The following is a 19,376-nucleotide window of genomic DNA, read 5'->3' as shown; positions in this document are numbered from 1 at the left end:
GCTAACCATGGCGCCGCGGTCAGCTCGGCCGGTAGGACTCGCGGTAGGCGTTGACCGAAGCCGTCAGCTGATCCATCGCGGCCCGCATCCGGGCCAGTTCGGCGTTGTCCAGGTTCATCGCGGCCCCGATGTGCGGCGGGATCCGCTCCGCCTTGGCGCGCAACGCGGTTCCCTCGTCGGTCAGCCGGATGCGGACCGAACGCTCGTCGTCGGATTGGCGTTCGCGCTTGATCAGCCCGGCCTTCTCCAGCCGCTTCAGCAGCGGCGACAGGGTGCCGGAGTCGAGGTTCAGCGCGGCGCCGAGTTCCTTGACCTGCTGCTCGTCCTGCTGCCACAGCGCGAGCATCACCAGGTACTGCGGATACGTCAGGTCGAGCGGTTCGAGCAGGGCGCGGTAGAGCGCGGTGACTGCCCGGGAAGCCGAGTACAAGCCGAAGCACAGCTGGTCGTCGAGCAGCAGCGAGCCGGTTTCTCCGGTGTCTGGGCTGGTCATCGGTGGCCTCCCGGATGGTTCTTTCGCCAGCTCTCCATCTTCTCTCGGCTGGACGGGAAGGGCAACTCAAGTGCTCTATATCTCATTGAGAGCACTTTGATTGTGCACAACTAAGTTGCGAGCTATGTTCATCAGGTCCGATCCGCTACCGGAGGAAGCCATGACCGCGAACCCGCAGAACCTCGTCCTCGAACCGGCCGCCCAGGCGTTCGCCGAGGCCACCGACCAGCCTCCGTACCTTTTCCAGCTCCCGCCCGCCGAGGGCCGCAAGGCGGTCGACGGCGTCCAGGACGGCGCCGTCGAACTCGCTCCCGCCGACATCGAGACGCTGACCGTCCCGGGTGGACCGAACGGCGACGTCGAGGTCCGGATCGTGAAGCCGGAGGGCGTTGCCGGACCACTGCCGGTGCTCGTCTATATCCACGGCGCCGGCTGGGTCTTCGGCGATTTCCACACCCACGAGCGGCTCGTCCGCGAACTCGCCGCCGGAACCGGCGCGGCAGTGGTTTTCCCGGAATACAGCCGTTCGCCGGAGGCTCGTTACCCCGTCGCGATCGAAGAGAACTACGCCGCCGTGAAGTGGGTTGTCCTGCACGGTGCGGAGAAGGGGCTCGACACCACGCGAATCGCGATCGCGGGCGACTCCGTCGGCGGAAACATGACTGCGGCGCTGACGCTGCTGGCGAAGGAGCGCGGGGACGTGAAGTTCCTGCAGCAGGTGCTGTTCTACCCGGTCACCGACGCTTCCTTCGACACCGAGTCGTACACGAAGTTCGCCGAGGGCTACTTCCTCAGCCGCGAAGGCATGAAGTGGTTCTGGGACCAGTACACGACTGATGAGGCACAGCGCGCCGAGATCACCGCTTCGCCGCTTCGCGCCACTGTGGAGCAGCTCGCCGGACTGCCGCCGGCGCTCGTGATCACCGGCGAGGCGGACGTGCTTCGCGACGAAGGCGAGGCGTACGCCGCGAAGCTGCGTCAGGCGGGCGTGCCGGTGACGGCGGTTCGGTACCAGGGCGTGATCCACGACTTCGTGATGGTGAACGCGCTCCGGGAAACGCATGCGGCCGAAGCGGCGATTACCCAAGCGATCACGGTGTTGCGGGGCGCATTCGGCAACTGATCAGGAACGAACGGGCAATCCTGAGATTCCGCTGAGTTCGCCGGGGCCATTCCGGCGTGATCGACGTCACGTGATCACAACGAGGATGGCCCCTCGAACGTATCTAGAGCAGCGGGTCCCGCCTTCCGGGCGCGCGATCGGTCCTGGAGGTTCCCGTGCACCTGAGCGAAATCAGGCTGGATTCACCCGTCACGCTCACGGTGGTCGGCGTGCTCGCGTTCCTCGCCGTCGTCTCGGTTCCGTGGTTCTGGGACAAATGGCGCAAGCGCAAGCAGATTGGCCGCAGTGCCACCGTGCTGGTCGCGCTGTGTCTCGTGATCGTCACGCTTGGCTTGACCGGCAACATGATCGGCGGATTCTTCCCCACGCTCGGCTCGCTGCTCGGGACCGGCGCGTTCGCCGCCGAGGGGATCGACGTGGAGGGCGGCGACAACGGCGTCGACCTCGGCCGGGCGCGCGACCTCGGGGTGGCGCACGCGCGGGTCGGCAAGGGGACCATCGCGCACGTGACGGTGACCGGACGGCGCACCGGCCTCACCCGCGACGTGACGGTTTACCTTCCGCCGCAATACTTCCAGCATCCGTACAAGGCGATGCGGTTCCCGGCGATCGTCTGGATCCCGAACTACCCGTCCGGCCCGGAGGTCACCACCGCCCCGGTCGGGTACCACCTTCCCGAACAGCTCGACTCGGCGATCTCGAAGCACCTGCTGCCACCGGTGATCGTGCTGATCCCGGACCCGACCGGAACGCCGAAGATCGGCCACGACACCGAATGCGTCGACGAGGTCAACGGAAGCCCCAACGACACCTACCTCTCCGCGGACGTCCGCGAATGGGGAATCCAGCGCCTCGGCCTCAATCCGGACCGGCGCGCGTGGACGATCGCGGGCTGGTCGTCCGGCGGCTACTGCGCGCTGAATCTCGTGACGCGGCATCCGCAGTGGTATGCGCAGGCGGCGAGCGTGAGCGGCTACGAAAAGGCACAGGTGGACGGCGAAACCGAGAACCTTTTCCGCGGCCGCAAGGACATCGAGGACGCGAACAACGTCAAGCTCAACGTCCGGCTGCACCCGGCCCCGCTGGAACTCCTCGCGATCTCCGGGGAGAAGGAACAGAACGAAAGCCGTGCGGTCGACCAGATGCGGGCCGCCGCGCAGCCGCCGGTGCAGTTCACGACGTGGCGGATTCCGGACGCGGGGCACAACATGAACACGTTCAAGGCGCAGCTGCCGGACGTCCTGACGTGGATCGGGCAGCGGATCCCGGGTCCGTCGGCTCCCGGGCCGCGGGCCGACGTGACCGGCGGGGTGAAGCCGTGGCCGCTGCCGAGCACGGGCGCGCGGGGCGGGCTGACCGCGGCGGAGCAGTGACGCTCAGCGGATCCCGGGCAGGTGCTTGACCACCTCGGTGACCTGGGCTTTGGCGGTGTCGTAGCTGACCGAGCGGGGATTCTCGGTGAGGACGGTGACGAGGTACCGGTTGTCCTTGACCAGGCCCGACGTGTGCAGGATGCGTCCGGGGTTGCAGCAGGACCAACCCTGCTTGACCGCCCAGGGAACGTCGCCGAGCGCGTCCGGGATGCCGAAGTACTGACGGAATCCGTCGGCGCCGTTTTCGGTGGCGTCGCCCAGTGCCTGGAGAATCGTCGCGCGGTGCTGGGCCGGTGCCTGGTCCATCAGGTAGCGGTAGACGCTCGTGATGTCTGCGGCGGTGATTTCCGTGTCGCCCCACCGTCCCGGGTTGTCCGGCGGGGTGGTTTCGGCGAGGCCCAGTTCGGTCACCGCGTCCCGGACGATTTTCGTTCCGCCGCCCGCGACCCACAACCGGCTGGCGGTGTCGTCGTCGCTGCGGGACAGCATTTCCCGCACAGTGGCCGGATTCGTGCCGCGATCCAGGGCGTCGAAGGCGATGAGGAGCTTCACGAGCGACGCCGAGGTGTAGTGCCGGTGCGCGTCGACGGAAACCGGAGTCGTCCCTTTGGTGCGGTCGTAAACGACCACGCTGACGTGTCCTTGCGGGACGAGCGCGGGAAGTTCGGTGCTGAGTTCGGTGCCCCGCTGGGGTGCCGAACTGCCCGGGCTGGGGGCATTCGAGTCGGCGGCCGGGGAGAGGCCGCCCGCCCCGGACGTCGGCGCGGCCGCGGTGACCACCTGCCGGTACGGCTCGGCCTCGGTGGCCAGGAACGCGAGAACCGCACCGAGAACGAGGCCGAGCAAAAGGAACGTGTTCGCCCTGCGCATGCCCCGACTTCCCCGATCGCCTGATCAGGGTTCGCCGGATGGGGCGGGTTTGTGGGATGGCTCTCGGTACCGGCCAGTACGCGTGACGCTCGGGAGTGCTGCGGGCAAGCAGCGGCGGATCAGACCACGACGAGGCGTGCCACGAGCAGTTCGATCCGCTGCTCGGCGAGCTCGCGCGGCAGCCGTCCCGCCCGGGTCAGGGTCGCGATCCCGTGCAGGGACGCCCAGAACAACTCGGTGAACAGGCCCGGTTCGACCCCGTCCCCGGCGACCTCGCCGAGTGTTTCCAGCAGGGCGGCGAAGGCGTCCTTCAGCGGTTCGGGCGTGTCGTCCTGGGCGAACGCGAGGCCGCCGTCGAGCTGGAAAATGGCGTCGTAGACCGCTGGATGGCTCTCGGCGAAGTCGAGATACGCGCGGGCGAGTGCGGTGACCCGGGCGCGCGCTCCGTCGACGTCGCGGGTCGCGGCGCGCACCGCCGCCGCCAATTCGGCGGCTCCGTCGAGAGCGACCGCGCCGATGATCTCGCGCTTGCCGCGGAAATGGCTGTAGAGAACGGGTTGGCTGTACTCGATGCGCTCAGCCAGCCGGCGCGTGGTGACCGCGTCCCAGCCCTGTTGTTCGGCGAGTTCGCGGGCGGTCGCCACGATGAGGCGCTCGCGCTCCGCCTGTTCGCGCTGCTTGCGGGCGTGTACCGACATGAGCCAAGCCTAGCACTGCTAGACAACCGAGCGGCAGCAATGTTAGCGTCGCTCCATCAGCTAGCACTGCTAGATTTTGGGAAGGTCATCATGCTCAGCGCACTCGCGGTCTGCACCATCGTGGTGGTCGGCGTGATGGTGGGGGTCGAGTTCTCGGTCGCCTTCGTCATCAACCCGATCCTCAACGGGCTCCCCGACGACAGCAATCAGCAGGGCCGCGCGCACGGCGGCCGGATGCTCGGCGCGCTCATGCCGTTCTGGTACTTCGGCTCGCTCGCGTTGAGCGCGCTCTGGGCGATCCTCGCGTGGGACCGGCCCGGCTCCGGCCTGGTGGTGCTCGGCGCCGGGCTGCTGGTGGCGAGCGTGGTGATGTCGATTTTGCTGCTCGTCCCGATCAACAACCGCGGCAAGACGTGGACGCCGGAGAACCGGCCCGCGGATTGGAAGGAGCAGATGAACCGCTGGGACCGCTACCACTACGCGCGGGTCGCGGTGATCGTCGCTGCTTTCGCTTTGCTGGTCGCCGCGCTGGTCTGAGCCCGGGCGCGCGGTGCCTCACTCGGCCCTCCTCCGGCTCAGCAGCCTCAGCAGCCCCAGCCGGCGTTCGCCGGACGGCCGGATTCGGGTTTCGGCCCGGTTTGACCGGGGGTATTCCGTCAGGGTTGACCCACCGTCATGTCGGTACGGGAAGGACTGGAGTCATGGTTCGTGCGCATCGAGCCCGCGTTCGGGTGGAAGGGGTGCAGCCTGCTCAGGTGCTCGCCGTTCTGCTCGGGGTCTTGTTTCTCGCTTACGGCATCATCGGGCTCGTGAAGTCCGGGTTCGGGGATTTCACCGGACACGGTGTCACTTTGTGGCGGTTTTCCGCCAATCCGCTGAACAACGTCGTCCACGTGGTGACCGGCGTGATCGGCCTGCTGCTGGCGCTGGGTTCCGGCCGCGCGCGGACGTTCGGCTGGCTGCTCTTCATCGGGTACGGCGCGCTGTTCGTCTGGGGCCTGATGCTCGCCGGGACGATCTCGGTCAATCCGGTGTCCGGCCTCGGCAACCCGCTCAACCTCGCCGACGCGGACAACTGGCTGCACCTCGGCATCGCGGTTCTCGGCCTGCTGACCGCGGTTCTGCCGGCCCGGCACGGGGTTCTGCTTCCGGAGGACGAGGAACCCGTCGAGGTCGATCCGGCGGTTCCGCCGCGTCGTCCCGAAACCGGCGGGCACGGCTTGGCCCACTAACTGGTCCACAATGGAGTAATCGCGCAGCGGGATCGCTTGCCGGAGCCCCGGCAGCGGTCCCGCTCGTGTTTATTCCGCGGTGTCTTCCAATGCCCGGTCCACCAATCGTGCGGCCGCGCCGACGTACTGCGCCGGGTCGAGGAGTTCGGCCAGCGTCGCGGCGTCGACCGGGAGTTCCGGGGTGTCCGCCAAGATTTCCGCCAGCGGACGGTTTTCCTCGATCGCGCGCCGAGAAGCGGTGCTGAGCAATTCTTTCGCGCGGGCCTTGCCCACCATCGGCGCCAACGCCGCCGACAGCCGTTCCGAGACAATCAACCCGTTGGTCAGCGTGAGATTCTCCCGCATGCGATTCGCGTGAACGTCCAGTCCCTTTGCCAAATCCACCGCCGTGTGCGTGGCACCGCCGGTCAGCCGCAGACATTCGCGCAACAGCTGCCACTCGGCCTGCCAGACCCCAGCCGAGCGTTCGTCTTCCGCCAACCCGGACTGCGTAACCCCCGCCGCCAGCACCGGCACCTGCAACGCCGCCGAGCGAATCAACGCGGACCGCACCGGATTTTGCTTGTGCGGCATCGCCGAAGACCCGCCGCCGCTCGCTTCGGTTGCTTCGCCGATCTCCGTGCGAGCCAGGACCTGAACGTCGACCGCGATTTTGCCCAACGCGGTCGTCACCCCAGCCAACGCGGAAACCAGTTCGGCGACCGGCGCGCGATCCGCGTGCCACGGCAGAATCGGCGTGGTCAAACCGGTTTCCTCGGCGAAGGCGGCGACTAACCGTTCCGCGTAGTCGTCGGTGCCGTCGCCGTACTGGACGTACGCGGCCAACGTCCCGGCCGCACCGCCGAGCGACACCGGCAGCCGCAGCCGAGCGATCCGGCGGGCCGACTCCAGTACGCCTTGCCGCCAGACTGCTGCCTTCAGGCCGAAAGTCGTCGGAACCGCATGCGCGGTGAGGGTCCGCCCAGGCATGACCGTGCCGCGATGGGCACGCGCCAACGCGGCAAGGGCGTGCGCGATCGCCGTGAGGTCCGCGCTGACGAGCCGCAGCACGTCCCGCGCGACGAGCATCATCGCCGTGTCGACAATGTCCTGACTGGTCGAGCCGCGGTGCACGTAATCAGCGACGTCCGGCACCTTGGCGGACAGCGCGCGCACCAAGCTGACCACCGGATTCCCGGTCGCACGTGCGTCCCGGGCCAGCTCGACGACGTCGAGTTCGCCCTCACCCAGCGACCGCGCCGCAGCGGTGATGCGCCCGGCCGCCTCGGCGGGGACGGTGCCGAGCCGCGCCTGCGCCCGCGCGAGTGCACCCCCCGCTTCCAGCATCGCGGCGACGAACGCCCGGTCCCCGGTTACCGCTTCGGCCGGGGTCCCGGCACGCACCGGGGAGAGCAAGCCGGAGTCAGGATCGGCGATCATGCCGTCCAGCATCGCACGCGGGGTGCTCGGCGAGGGGGTCGCTGAGCGCTCGGTGCGTGAGCGGGGTGGTCTGGCTGGGGCACGGGCTACGCTGACCAGCTGCGACGGGCAGGATGGTGCCTCGCACCGCTGCCGGGGTGTGCTTGGCTGCCGACGCACGCGTGGTTGCCGGGTGCGCTTGGCTGCCGACGCATGCATGGTTGGCGAGGTGCGCTTGGCTGCCGACGCATGCATGGTTGGCGAGGTGCGCTTGTCTGCCGACGCACGCTTGGCTGCCGACGCACGCATGGCTGCCGACGCACGCATGGCTGGCGAGGCGCGCATGGTTGGCGGGGTGCGCTTGGCTGCCGACGCATGCATGGTTGGCGAGGTGCGCTTGTCTGCCGACGCACGCTTGGCTGCCGACGCACGCATGGCTGCCGACGCACGCATGGCTGGCGAGGCGCGCATGGTTGGCGGGGTGCGCTTGGCTGCCGACGCATGCATGGTTGGCGAGGTGCGCTTGTCTGCCGACGCGCGCATGGTTGCCGAGGCGCGCTTGGCTGCCGGGGTGCGTGGCTGCCGGGTGCGCGTGGCCGGTGAGAGGTGCGTATGGCCGGTGCGGCGTGCGCTCGGCTGGACCCGACTGGACCCGGCTCATGGAAGCAATCGTCGCGCGCCGATCGCTTCAGCTGAACCGTGGCCGAACGCCGAACGCCGAGCACCGAACGTCGAACACCGAGCACCGAGGACCGAGGACCGGGCACCGGGCACCGAGCGCCGGGCACCGAGCACCGAACACCGAGCGAGTAGCCGCGCGTCGAGCATCCTCATCCCAGCCCAGGATTCACCGGCACCACGTCGCCTGACCCCGGATTCTCCACCGCATCACCTCGCCTTCACTTCCGCCGCTTTCCGTCAGAGCTTCCCGCCAGCAGCTGCCCGTCCGCAGCCAAGCCCGCCACCCAAGCCCCGCCACCGAGCCCCACCACTCAAGCCCGGCCACCGAGGCCGCCGCCCGTCTCACCGTCCGGTAGCCCCGTCCGTCACCTCCCTCAGCAGGTCTGCGTGTCCGTTGTGCCGGGCGTACTCCGTGGTCATCGACAGCAGCATCCACCGCAGCGAGAACGGCTCTCCCGTGGTCTTTCCGACCCCCTGTGCGTCCAGCGACGAAGCCGCCGCCACGATCTCCCGGCTTCGGGCGCACTCCGTGCGCCACAAAGCCAGTGCCTCGCCGAAATCTCCGTCCAGGCGGTCGAAGTCCTGGTCCGGGTCGTCGTCCGAATAGTGCAGCAGCGGGACGTCCTCGCCGGCGAACTGGATGCGGAACCACCATCGTTCGACGCCCGCCAGGTGCCGGACCAGGCCGTGCAGCGACATTGTGGACGGCGGGATCGCCCGCGCCGACGCGGCTTCCTGGCTCAAGTCCGCGCACTTCAGCGCGAGGGTTTCCCGGTGCCACTCGAGGTAGGCGAGGAGCGTCTCGCGTTCGTCGGCGACGCGGGGGATCGGCGGGCGGTCGCTCTCGGCGACTTTGGACAGATGCTTCGGGATCTGGGTCATGAGACGAGCGTCTCACCCACCACCGACAATTTTCGGCGCCGAGCCGTCGCATCGGGTGCACGGGACACCGGCCGCGCGCAGCAGTGGGCTAGACCACATGGCGGGCCGGGTAGCCGCAGAATCCGTTTCTGTCGATGCGGAATTCAGGTGAATTCCGGTGTTGATCAGCACACTCAGGCACGGTTCCCGGACGGTGTTGTCGCTCCGTCAGAGGTATCGTGATCGGCATTCCGGGGATTAATCTTCTCGGCGGCCCGGGAGCGCCCGCTCCGCCGAACAGCGGATGCTTCCCGGGGCCGGACGCACGAATGAAACGGTGAATACAGCGCCATGGTCGGAGCGAGTGTGCCGATGGTCGAGTTGTCGATGTACAGCCACGCCGGTGGGCAACTCGACCGGCTGTGCCGGGCAGTGGGATTCGATCCGGAAGAACGCCGGCACCTGGAACTTCTCCGGTTGTTGCTCGGCGAGTCCGGGGAATTGACCGTCGACGCTCCGGCGCAGTTCCCGTGCAATGTGGCGGACGACACCACGCCGGTGGAATTCTCGGTCGCATTCGACGCCAATGGCGATTGTGTGGTACGGGTTCTCGGCGAGACCGTCGGGGCCCCGGACCCGCGCTCGTTCCTCGCTCAGGTGGCCGAAGAGTACGGCCTGGTCACCGACCGGCTCGACGCGGTGGCCGACCTCTTCCTCCCGCACGAAGAACGCCGCGGGCCGTTCACGCTGTGGTACTCGCTGATCTTCCGCAACGGCTCCGCACCGAAGATCAAGGTGTACCTGAACCCCCAGATCAGCGGTCCGACCATGGCGGATTCGCTGGTCAGCGAGGGGTTCCGGCGGCTGAACCTCGGCGAGGCGTTCGACCCGGTGGTCGAGCACGCGCTGCGCCGCGGCGAGCGCGACAACTTCACCTTCTTCGCGCTCGACCTCGACGACGACCCGCTGTCCCGGGTCAAGGTGTACGTCTCGCACGACGCCGCCGAGGCCGAGGACGCGGTGCGCGCGGCCGAGCTGGTGCCGGGAGCCGACCCGATGCTGATCCGCGAGTTCCTCGCCGTGCTGGGCGGCGGAAAAGGCCCCTTCGAAGGCCGTCCGCTGATTTCCAGTTATTCGTTCGTCGAAGGGATGGGCGGCACTCCCGGAAACTACAGCATTTATCTCCCGATCCGCAGTTATGTGCCGGACGACGAAGTGGCCCGGGCTCGCGTGCACGCCATTCTCGCGCAGTACGACTTCGACCCGACAAAACTGGACAAAGCGCTGGCAGCGGTTTCGAACCGGCCGCTGCGCGACGGTGTCGGACTGATCGCGCACGTGTCGTTGCGCTTGGGCGAATTCGGTTCCGGAATCACGGTGTATCTGTCCTCCGAGGCTTATGCGGTAGCGCCGCCGAGAAAGCGGCCGGTGCTCGGCCGAATGACCTGACGCGGTAGTTTTCGGCTGTCACCCACAACTGGAGGAAACACCCTGATGCGGACCTTCCCGCCGTACCGTTCCCAAGTCGTCGCCGAAATCCCGGTCACCACTCGTGCCGAGCGGGAACAAGCACTCGCCGCGGCGGGCTACAACGCCTTCAACCTGCCCGCGAACAAGGTCAGCATCGACTTGCTCACCGACTCCGGCACCGGCGCGGTCTCCACCGCACAGGAGGCCGCCGCGGCCGCCGCGGACCGCTCCTACGCCGGGTCGGATTCGTTCTACCGCTTCCGGGACGCACTGGCCGACCTCACCGGATACCCGCACCTCCTGCCGGTGCACCAGGGCCGCGCGGCCGAGCGCGTGCTGTTCTCCAGCGTGCTCGAAAGCGGCCGGATCTCGGTCAGCAACACGCATTTCGACACCACCCGCGCGAACGTCGAACTGCTCGGCGCCCAGGCGATCGACCTGCCCTGCGCGGAGTTCGGCGACCTCGACAGCCTCGAACCGTTCAAGGGCAACATCGACCTCGACGCGCTCGAACGCCTGCTGTCCGGACCGGACGGTGCTCGCGTCGGCCAGGTGCTGCTCACCATCACCAACAACGGCGGCGGCGGACAGCCGGTCTCGATGGCCAACCTGGCCGCGGCGGCGAAGCTCGCGCGGGCGCACGGCGTGCCGGTTTTCCTTGACGCCGCGAGGTTCGCGGAAAACGCGTGGCTGGTCATCCAGCGTGAGCCGGGCTACGCGGACAAGACGCCGCGCGAGGTCGCGCGAGAGGCGTTCAGCCTGGTCGACGGCTGTGTCGCGAGCCTGAAGAAGGACGGCATCTCGCCGATGGGCGCGTTCATCGGCCTGACCGACCCGGAACTCGCCCAGGCCTGCGAAACCAACCTGATCGCCACCGAGGGCTTCCGCACCTACGGCGGCCTCGCCGCGCACGACCTCGACCGCGTCGCGAAAGGACTGCAGGAAGTTGTCGATCCGCACTACCTCGCCGCGCGCGCGGGCGAGGCGGCCCGGCTCGCGAAGCAGGCCAACGACGCCGGGGTGGACATCGTGCAGCCGCCGGGCATCCACGCGCTCTACCTCAACGCGGGCCGCCTGCTGCCGCATCTGTCGGCATCCCGGTTCCCCGGCCATTCGCTGGCCTGCGAGCTGTACCTGGAGGGCGGAATCCGTTGCGTGGAACTGGGTTCGCTCTACCTCGGCACCCTCGACGACCAGAACGAGCTGATCACCCCGGCCCCGTTCGAGCTGGTCCGGATGGCGCTGCCGCGGCGCGTGTACACCCAGGGCCACTACGACTACGTGGCCGAAATCCTGCGCGACATCGCGAAAAACCCGGAGCGGGTGCCCGGCTACCGGATCGTGGAAGCGCCGAAGATCCTGCGGCACTTCAATCTCCGGATGGCCCCGGTCCACTGAGGAAAGCGAACGAGGGGGCTCCCCGCGCCGGGAACCCCCTCGCTGGTCCGAAATCCCGGGCTCAGGCGGGCTGCGGGACCACCGTCATCGCGTGCTTCACCAGCCGGATCAGCGCGATCTTGCTCGAATCCCGCTGCCGCGCGTCGCACATCACGATCGGCACGCCGTCGGGCACCACGAGCGCCTCGCGGATCTCGTCGGGGGTGTAGCGGGGCGCGTTGTCGAAGCAGTTCACCGCGACGACGAACGGGATCTTCCGCCGCTCGAAGAAGTCGACGGCCGCGAAGCTGGTCTCCAGCCGGCGCGTGTCGACCAGCACGACGGTGCCGATCGCGCCGCGCGCCAGGTCGTCCCACATGAACCAGAACCGCTCCTGGCCCGGGGTGCCGAACAGGTACAGCACGTGCCGCGGCGAGATGGTGATCCGGCCGAAGTCGAGCGCGACCGTGGTGGTCTTCTTGTGCTCCACGCCGGAAAGGTCGTCGACGCCGGTGCTCGCCTCGGTGAGCACCTCCTCGGTGGACAGCGGCGGGATTTCGCTGACCGAGGCGACCATCGTGGTCTTCCCGGCGCCGAACCCGCCGGCGACGATGATCTTGACCGGGGTCGGCACCGACGCCGCGGCGTCTTCAGAGCTTGATGAGGCCATCGAGAACCGCCTGGAGAGTTTCGTGGTCCGGCACCTGGGCCGGCTGACGGGACGGGGCGCGGGTGATGACGAGGCCGCGGTCGATCAGGTCCCCGCACAGCACGCGCACGACGCCGAGCGGCAGCTTGACGTAGACCGCGATCTCGGCCACCGACAAGGGTCTGCGGCACAGCTGCGTGATCGCCAGGTGCTCCGGGCCGAGCCCGACCGGGTCCGATCCCTGCTGCAGCGTCATCACCTGGGTGGAGAGGTCGAGCTGGTGTTCGGACGGCGTCCGCCCGCTGGTGATGGTGTAGGGCCGGACCAGCGGCCCGGCGGCCTCGTCGTACCAGCCGTCGTCGCTCATGTCGCCTCCCGCAGCAGGTTCGCGGCCTCGCGCGGGGCCGACGCCAGGTAGTCGCCGACGCGCTTGACCAGTCGGTTCATCTCGTACGCGATCATTTCGACGTCGATGTCCGCGCCGGCGAGCACGGCGAGGCACGCGCCCTGCCCGGCCGCCGAGACGAACAGGTACCCGCGTTCCATCTCGATCATGTTCTGCAGCACCGGCCCGCGGTTGAACTGCCTGCTCACCCCTTTGGCGAGGCTCTGCAGGCTCGAGGCGATGGCCGAGAGCTGGTCCGAGTCGTCCTTGCTCATCCCGGACGACTTGCCGAGCAGCAGGCCGTCGGCGGACAGCACGATGGCGTTCTGCGCGCCGACGACACGGTTGACGACGTCGTCGAGCAGCCAGTTGAGATCAGGGGTGGAGTTCCCGTACTCGTTCATGCGGACAGACCCTGACTTTCGGTGTGGTGAGGTGTTCGGTCGTTATGAGTCATTTTGCCCGCCTCGCGCCCGGCGGGTGCCCTTGTGGAACGCCATCAGCGTCCGTGCGGTCGTCTCGCCCGCGTTGGTCACGTCGATGTCCTCGGCGGTCGGATCGTCCTGCAGCTGAGCGACCAGGTTCTGCTGCGGCTGGCGGCGCGGGAGCCGCGGCCGGTCGTCGCCCTGGAGCCCGCTGAGGTCGGGCTCCTCGGCGACCGGTACGCGCGGCGCGGCCGGGACGTCCGGGATCTGGCCCGCGGACGGCGGATACGGCTCCGGGGTGCGCGGGTTCGGCGTCGGAAGCGGACGGGCGGGGTACGGCCGCGGCGCCGGCTGCACTGCCTCCGGGGCCGGTCGCTGCGCGGCGCTTTCCTGCGCGGGCGCGCCGACCTGGGCGAGCGCCGGGGCCTCGTCCGCGGTTTCGGGCGCGTTCGCGTCGGCCAGGTGGTTCGACGGGATCAGCACGGTCGCCCGGGTGCCGCCGTAACGCGACGGGTCGAAGGTGACCGTGATGCCCAGCCGGGAAGCCAGCCGCGCGACCACGAACAGGCCGAGGCTGGAGTCCGCGCGCAGGGCCATCGCGTCGAATTCGGGCGCGTCGGCCATCATCGCGTTGGCCCACTCGCGCACGCCCTCCTTCATGCCCAGCCCCTGGTCGGACACGTCGACCACGACGCCGCGCGCGACCATCCGGCTGGTCACCTCGACCTGCGAACCGGGCGGGGAGAACGACGTCGCGTTGTCGACCAGCTCGGCGACGAGGTGAATGGTGTCCGCGACCGCGGTGCCGACGATCGCGACGTCCGGCACCTGCTCGACCTGCACCCGCGAGTACTGCTCGGTTTCCGAGACGGCCGCGCGCAGCACCTCCATCAGCGAAACCGGTTTGCGCCAGCGCCGGCCCGGCTGCTTGCCGCCGAGGATGATCAGGTTCTCGGTGGTCCGCCGGGCGCGCGCGGCGAGGTGGTCGAGCTGGAACAGCGACGCCAGCTGGGTCGAGTTCTCTTCGCGGCTTTCCATTTCGTCCAGGATCTGCAGCTGCCGGTGCACCAGCACCTGGTTGCGGTGGGCGATGCCGAGGAACACGTTGTGCACGCCGCTGCGCGCCTTCGCCTCGCTCGCCGCCGCGTTGACCGCGGTCAGCTGCGCGGTGTTGAACGCTTCGGCCACCTGGCCGATCTCGTCCCGGCCGTGGTCCAGCTTCGGCAGCTCGGCCTCGATGTCCACCGGATCGCCGCTCTTGAGCCTGCGGACGATGTTCGGCAGCCGGTTGCGCGCCAGGTCGAGCGAGTCGTTGCGCAGCCGCTCGAGGCGCGTCATCAGGGTCCGGTCGACGAGCGAACGGGACACCCGCACCGCGACGATGATCGCGGCCAGCGAGGCGAGCAGGGCCACGATGCTGCCGATGATGGCGTTGCGCAGCTGCGCGTTACCGGAGTCGATCGCGGCGGCGGAAACCTGGTCGGCCTGTTCGATGGTGAGCTGGTTCAGACCTTGCGCGACCTGCGCGGTCAGCGCGTGCCAGTCGCCCGCCGAAACCGGGACGCTGTTCTGGTCGCCGCTGGTCCACGGACCGTGCTTGATCAGCGAGTCCTCGGCCGCGTTGAGCCGTTTCCACGCGTCGCTCGTCGAGAGCTGCTGATAGTGCTGGCGCACCGCCGGTTCGAGGAACGGCGAGATCTGCGCCAGCTGCGTGCGGTAGTAGCCGACCAGCTGGGAGAACTGGACGAAGTCGTCGGGGGCGAAGGCGCCGCCGGAGAACGCGGCCGACACCAGCGACGTCTCGCGCGACATCAGGTCGCCCGCCCGGAACAGCGAGGTCGCCGAGATCGCGCCCTGCACCGCGGTCGCGTCGGGGACGATGCGCGCCTGGGTGTCGAACAGCGTCGCCGCGGAGTCGAGGACGCCGTTGTAGTAGGCGTTGACCTGTGCGCGGTTGATGCTGCGGAAGTTGACCTGCGAACGCAGCACCGGCAGCTGGTCGAGCTGCGCCTTGAGCGCGGTGACCTTGCCGGCGATCTCGTCCGGCGCGCTGGAAATGGTGGCCGCGAAGGCGTCCTGCAGCCCCTTCAGCTTGCCGTCGCTGTCCTGCTCCTGCTGCTGCAGCTGCTGCGGGCCGGAGCTGGGGCTGTCGAGGTACTGCAGGGCGAGCTGGCGTTCCTGCTGCAGCGACGACAGCGCGGTGAGCGCGGGGATCGAAACGTCCCGCACCGAGCCCGCGACGAGCCGCACGTACAAGCCGTTGATGAAGAAGGCCGTCGCCAGCACCGCCCACAGCACGAGCAGGGTGATGCTCGGGATCAGGACCGTCCGGGTCAGCCTCTTCCGGATCGACTTGTCGTACGCCTTGCCGGGATCGTCCTTGTTCTCCACGATGATTCACGAACTCCTGGGTCACCCTCGGCGAGAGTGCGGACACGGCCGGGGAAGCGGACACGCCAGTGGGTGCGAGTGGTCCTCGTCACGGAAATCTCGGATACACCCTTCGTAGGCCCACCGAACGGAACAGCCCCGGTTTCTATCACGAACGAGGGCCTCGTGGTTCCGCTGAACGAGCAGCCGAACGCCGTCTTGACGGCGGCTACCGACCGTAGCGGCGAGTTACCCCGGCGTTTTTCGAGGCCCCGGGCCTGGTTGCGGTTTTCGGACCAGCGGGCTGGGCTGAATGAGTGATTCAAAAAGTGTCCGGACACTCAGCCGAGGTTCCGCGTGGTGGAACTGTCGGCGAATTGACATGTCGACAACTACCGTCCACAGTGGACTAGTGCGGGATCCGCGGTGTGGGGCCGAGGAACGGGAGCAATTCGGTGCCGTCCTGAAGCGCGGCGAGAGTGCGCAGGACTCCGGCGCCGCCGGTGGCGACGTCGGCGGACAGTCGTAGCAGGCGGGTGCCGGGGAAGGCAAGGCCGCCGCGGAACGGGACCGCGTACCAGGAAAGCCGCGTCAGGTGCCGTTCGATCGCGTCCTGGGTGCGCCGGTCCGGGGCGCTGCTGAAGGCCAGTCCGGCGGCGAGCCCGCAGCGGCCGTTCAACAAGCCCGGATGGAGTGCGAACTCCCCGCGGCACGCGACGCGAAGCGCGGGCAGGCTGCGCGCGGCCTTCGCGTCGAAGCGGTAGCGCGCCAGTTGTTCGGTGACGATCAGGATCCCGGCGCTGCCGATTCCCGCCCCACGCCGCGAACCCCGGTTGCCGTCGCGGACCGGCAGCGAGCCGTCCAGCGCCGGGACGCATTCCTCCAGATCGCGTTCGAGCGCCTGGTCGGCGAACGACAGCCAGGCCGGTTCGCCGGTGCGTTCGTAGAGGCGCAGGAACAGCAGCGCCGGGCCGGACCAGCCGTACAGCAGCCCGGCCTGCGCGGAAGAGCCCGGCGGTTCCGCGGTGTCGAGCGCCTCGGCGAGCCGGATGCCGATGTTCAGCGCCTGCCTGCCGAATTCGTTGTCGCCGCGGGTCGCGGCGAAGTGCAGCCGGGTCAGGCCGATGCCGGCCAGCCCGCTCGCGAGGTCGTGGCCGACGGTCTGGTCGACCAGCGCGCGCGAGGCGGCGAGGAGGGCGGCCGCGGCCTTGCGGTAGCCGAATTCCTCCAGCACGTAAGCGATTCCGTGGCTGCCGTCGTAGAAACCCGCGCGGCTGGGCTGGTGTCCTTCGACCGCGTCGAGGAGCCACTGCTCGTGCTCGGGGAAGCGGCCGGCTCCCGCGACGTGCAGCGAGTGCAGCACGCCCGCCGCGCCGGTGCCGAAGGTCGCGCCGCCGACGCGGAACTGCTCGATGTCGCCGGGGAACAGGCGATCCGCGCGCTCCGGGGTCGCGCACGCCAGCAGGGCTTCGGCGATCTGCTTGCGCACCAGGCTCCAATCGGGACGGGGTTCGTCGAGTTCGGTGTGCGGGGGTTCGGTGCGCGGCGCGATGCGGTCGGCGTATCCGGCGGGCAGCGAGAACCGGCGTTCGGTGAGCTCGGCGGCCCAGCGGAGGCGGTCCGGCACCAGGTGGTAGAGCGGGGCCAGCGGAAGGAAGAGACGCAGCCGGAGGGCGGTTTCGTCGCGGTCGAATCCGGTCAGCGACACCGTGCCGGAGCTGTCGACCAGGATGCTGTGCGGGTTTTCGAGGACGACACCGCGTTCGGCGGCTTCGGCGACAATGCGGTCGACCTGCGCCAGCACGGACAGCGCCTGTTTGCGGTAGGCGGCGAGGTCGGTTTCGGGGCAGTCGCGGCGGGTGAGCGGGTAATGCCGGGTGAGCCAGACGTCCAGCGGCAGGCCGGGGCGGTATTCCCGGACCAGGTAGTGGCGCTGTCCGGCAAGGTATGCGTGGGTTTTCGGGATGCCGGGGATTCCGGCGAGCCGCTTGAAGAGGTCGTGCTTGCGTTCCAGCCGCGCGACCGCGTCGACGCCGTCCGCGTCCAGTCCGGTGTAGGGCCAGGCTTCCTCCACGAGCACCCGCTCGCCGCCGCGTTCGGCCAGGTAGACGGCCGTGCCGTGGGCTCGGCGGAGCACCTCGACGACCGGGTGCGGCGGCGCTGGAGCCTCGGTGTACTCGGCGACGCAGTCGGGAATCCGGACCCAGCTGGGCACGGAGAAGTCCGGGCCTTGGGGCGCCGGTTCGAGCGCGCTGCTCGGCCTGCGCAGAGCGGGCACGCGGGCGCCGCCGTGCTCGGTCCACAGGTGCTCGAATCCGGCGTAATGCACGTGAACCGGGCATTCTCCGCAGCGGAGCGCGCCGTCGATATCCGGGCCGGGCTCGCCGGCGAGGAGTTCGGAAAGATCGTCGAGGATCCGTTCCAGCGCGTTATTGTCGGGAGGATAAATAGTGGCCAGCGCACCGGTTCCGCCGGTCGTCGGATATTCGGCATTGCGATCGAGGAAAATCGAGCGGGAACGCAGGTGCCGGTGATGCAGGCGACGGTCCCGGCAGTACTCGCGGACGCGGTCCAGTACCCGGTCGACGTTGCCCGGCGCGGCGGAAATCTCCACGGCCCAGCCCTGTTCGGGCAATCCGGCGCCGACGGGGCGGAGGTAGCGCCAGTGCTCGCACTGCTCTACCGTCCATTGTGGACTGTACGGGGCGGCTGCCAGGTCATCGGCGGATGCTTCCCGTCGGCGGTCGAAGAACCACGGATCGGCGAGGCAGAATGCCTCGTGCCGGACGTTCATAAAAGTGGATCCTTCCACGTGTGCGCTTCTCCGGTGCTCCGGCGACGGAAACCATTCCCGCACAGCTTCGCCGTCGCGCCAATCCGCCATTTCAGCGTTCGGCGGACCCAGGCGGGGCGAGGATAATTGCGGCGGTGGCGAACCGAGGGTGATTCCTTGTCGCCCGGTCGGGCGGGATTTCCGTGGCATTCGGGAATTGACGGAATGCCAGCGACCCGTTCCGGTGAAAGTGGCGCCGGCCACGCCGTCGGCCCCTCGCCCGTCCGGGCCCGCGGGCGAGGCGGGTACGTTGAGGCCGGCGGGCAAAAGGAGGAACGGGTGATCGTCGGGTTCGCGATAGCGGTCGCTGGATGCGCGGCGCTCGTCGCGCTGTGGAGTTTCGTCCAAGCCGCGCGCAAGAAGCTCCCGGACACCCCGCTGCTCGTCGCGCTCGCGGTGATCGAGGTGCTGCTGGTCGTCCAGCTGGTGATCGGGATCGTGCTGCTCGCCGGCGGGCACCATCCGGGCAGCCTCGCGACCTACCTGGCTTACCTGATCGGCTGCCTCGTCGTGCTGCCGGTCGGCGCGGCGTGGGCGCTGGCCGAGCAGAGCCGGTCGAGCACGGTCGTGCTCGGCATCGCCTGCCTGGCCATTCCGGTGATGGTGCTGCGACTGAACGAGGTGTGGAGTGGAGCAAGCGCGTAAGACGGCTACCGGCCCCGGCCGGATCCTGGTCGCGGTGTACGCCATCTTCGCGCTCGCCGCGACGTCGCGGGCGGGCGTCCAGATCGGCACGAAGTTCCACGAGGCGCCGCTGGCGTACGTGCTGTCGGCCTTCGCCGCGGTCGTCTACATCCTGGCCACGATCGCGCTCGCCCGCGGCGGCCGGACGTGGTGGCGGATCGCGCTCGCCGCGTGCACGGTCGAACTGCTGGGCGTGCTGACGGTCGGCACCCTGAGCATCTTCGACCGGCAGGCGTTCCCGGACGCCACGGTGTGGTCGGTGTACGGGCAGGGGTACCTGTTCATCCCGCTGGTGCTTCCGGTGATCGGCCTGTACTGGCTGCGCCGGACCCGCGTAACCGGTTGAGGAACAGTACGCGGAACTGTCCGTAGCGGCGGTCGCGGCAGAAGAACAGGTGGTCCCCGGCTACTTTCGCCGGTTCTGGTTGCTGGGCGCGGCCTCGATGATCGAGGC

At 68.9% G+C, this 19,376-nt stretch carries 18 protein-coding genes; 8 read left to right on the top strand and 10 right to left on the bottom strand.

Going from position 1 to position 19,376, the window contains the following annotated elements:
* Positions 1-19: 19 nt before the first annotated feature.
* Positions 20-493, bottom strand: a complete 474-nt coding sequence (locus F9C12_RS21980; RefSeq protein WP_409461689.1) for a MarR family winged helix-turn-helix transcriptional regulator — start codon at positions 491-493, stop codon at positions 20-22.
* A 160-nt stretch (positions 494-653) separates the two neighbouring features.
* Here F9C12_RS21980 and F9C12_RS21975 point away from each other — a divergent pair, with 160 nt between their 5' ends.
* Both F9C12_RS21975 and F9C12_RS21970 read left to right on the top strand, forming a co-directional pair.
* Complete coding sequence (locus F9C12_RS21975; RefSeq protein WP_409461688.1) at positions 654-1,616, top strand: alpha/beta hydrolase; 963 nt, start codon at positions 654-656, stop codon at positions 1,614-1,616.
* A gap of 155 nt (positions 1,617-1,771) precedes the next feature.
* Positions 1,772-2,989: an alpha/beta hydrolase gene (locus F9C12_RS21970; RefSeq protein ID WP_409183764.1), complete on the top strand. Its 1,218-nt coding sequence runs from the start codon at positions 1,772-1,774 to the stop codon at positions 2,987-2,989.
* Between the two features lie 3 nt (positions 2,990-2,992).
* Here F9C12_RS21970 and F9C12_RS21965 read toward each other — a convergent pair whose 3' ends face one another.
* Both F9C12_RS21965 and F9C12_RS21960 read right to left on the bottom strand, forming a co-directional pair.
* A complete protein-coding gene (locus F9C12_RS21965; protein ID WP_409461687.1) occupies positions 2,993-3,859 on the bottom strand; it encodes a hypothetical protein in 867 nt (288 codons plus the stop codon).
* Between the two features lie 119 nt (positions 3,860-3,978).
* Entirely contained in the window at positions 3,979-4,557 is a 579-nt protein-coding gene (locus F9C12_RS21960) for a TetR/AcrR family transcriptional regulator (RefSeq protein WP_409461686.1), read from the bottom strand.
* Positions 4,558-4,647: 90 nt separating this feature from the next.
* On the opposite strand from F9C12_RS21960, the gene F9C12_RS21955 reads away from it, so the two are divergent.
* On the top strand, positions 4,648-5,094 hold the full coding sequence (locus F9C12_RS21955; protein ID WP_409461685.1) for an anthrone oxygenase family protein: 447 nt from the start codon (positions 4,648-4,650) through the stop codon (positions 5,092-5,094).
* Between the two features lie 218 nt (positions 5,095-5,312).
* Positions 5,313-5,789, top strand: coding sequence for a DUF4383 domain-containing protein (locus tag F9C12_RS21950; protein ID WP_409183760.1), 477 nt, complete (start codon positions 5,313-5,315; stop codon positions 5,787-5,789).
* Between the two features lie 69 nt (positions 5,790-5,858).
* Here the strand turns inward: F9C12_RS21950 and pcaB are convergent, their stop codons facing one another.
* Positions 5,859-7,208 (bottom strand): 3-carboxy-cis,cis-muconate cycloisomerase, encoded by a 1,350-nt coding sequence (gene pcaB, locus F9C12_RS21945; protein WP_409461684.1) that lies wholly within the window; start codon positions 7,206-7,208, stop codon positions 5,859-5,861.
* Between the two features lie 1,002 nt (positions 7,209-8,210).
* Complete coding sequence (locus tag F9C12_RS21940; RefSeq protein ID WP_409461683.1) at positions 8,211-8,750, bottom strand: DinB family protein; 540 nt, start codon at positions 8,748-8,750, stop codon at positions 8,211-8,213.
* Positions 8,751-9,080: 330 nt separating this feature from the next.
* Between F9C12_RS21940 and F9C12_RS21935 the strand changes: the two genes are divergently transcribed.
* Both F9C12_RS21935 and F9C12_RS21930 read left to right on the top strand, forming a co-directional pair.
* Complete coding sequence (locus tag F9C12_RS21935; RefSeq protein WP_409461682.1) at positions 9,081-10,178, top strand: tryptophan dimethylallyltransferase family protein; 1,098 nt, start codon at positions 9,081-9,083, stop codon at positions 10,176-10,178.
* 45 nt (positions 10,179-10,223) lie between these two features.
* A complete protein-coding gene (locus tag F9C12_RS21930) occupies positions 10,224-11,597 on the top strand; it encodes a tryptophanase (protein ID WP_409183756.1) in 1,374 nt (457 codons plus the stop codon).
* A gap of 61 nt (positions 11,598-11,658) precedes the next feature.
* Here the strand turns inward: F9C12_RS21930 and F9C12_RS21925 are convergent, their stop codons facing one another.
* From F9C12_RS21925 to F9C12_RS21905, 5 genes are all read right to left on the bottom strand, one after another.
* Positions 11,659-12,246, bottom strand: a complete 588-nt coding sequence (locus F9C12_RS21925) for a GTP-binding protein (protein ID WP_101436420.1) — start codon at positions 12,244-12,246, stop codon at positions 11,659-11,661.
* Positions 12,227-12,592: a DUF742 domain-containing protein gene (locus F9C12_RS21920; RefSeq protein WP_037807351.1), complete on the bottom strand. Its 366-nt coding sequence runs from the start codon at positions 12,590-12,592 to the stop codon at positions 12,227-12,229. Before F9C12_RS21920 ends, F9C12_RS21925 begins: the two co-directional genes overlap by 20 nt.
* Positions 12,589-13,014 (bottom strand): roadblock/LC7 domain-containing protein, encoded by a 426-nt coding sequence (locus F9C12_RS21915; protein ID WP_009071597.1) that lies wholly within the window; start codon positions 13,012-13,014, stop codon positions 12,589-12,591. The genes F9C12_RS21920 and F9C12_RS21915 overlap by 4 nt, the downstream gene beginning before the upstream one ends.
* Before the next feature lie 42 nt (positions 13,015-13,056).
* Complete coding sequence (locus F9C12_RS21910; RefSeq protein ID WP_409461681.1) at positions 13,057-15,426, bottom strand: nitrate- and nitrite sensing domain-containing protein; 2,370 nt, start codon at positions 15,424-15,426, stop codon at positions 13,057-13,059.
* A gap of 388 nt (positions 15,427-15,814) precedes the next feature.
* A complete protein-coding gene (locus F9C12_RS21905; RefSeq protein WP_409461680.1) occupies positions 15,815-18,199 on the bottom strand; it encodes a serine/threonine protein kinase in 2,385 nt (794 codons plus the stop codon).
* Between the two features lie 318 nt (positions 18,200-18,517).
* On the opposite strand from F9C12_RS21905, the gene F9C12_RS21900 reads away from it, so the two are divergent.
* Both F9C12_RS21900 and F9C12_RS21895 read left to right on the top strand, forming a co-directional pair.
* Complete coding sequence (locus F9C12_RS21900) at positions 18,518-18,883, top strand: hypothetical protein (RefSeq protein WP_037368907.1); 366 nt, start codon at positions 18,518-18,520, stop codon at positions 18,881-18,883.
* A gap of 22 nt (positions 18,884-18,905) precedes the next feature.
* On the top strand, positions 18,906-19,268 hold the full coding sequence (locus F9C12_RS21895) for a hypothetical protein (RefSeq protein ID WP_409186818.1): 363 nt from the start codon (positions 18,906-18,908) through the stop codon (positions 19,266-19,268).
* Positions 19,269-19,376: the final 108 nt, after the last annotated feature.

This window comes from Amycolatopsis sp. GA6-003, assembly GCF_046267895.1.
Lineage (GTDB): Bacteria > Actinomycetota > Actinomycetes > Mycobacteriales > Pseudonocardiaceae > Amycolatopsis.
The sequence above is the reverse complement of the archived record's forward strand: the minus strand, read 5'-3'. Positions and strand labels throughout refer to the sequence as shown.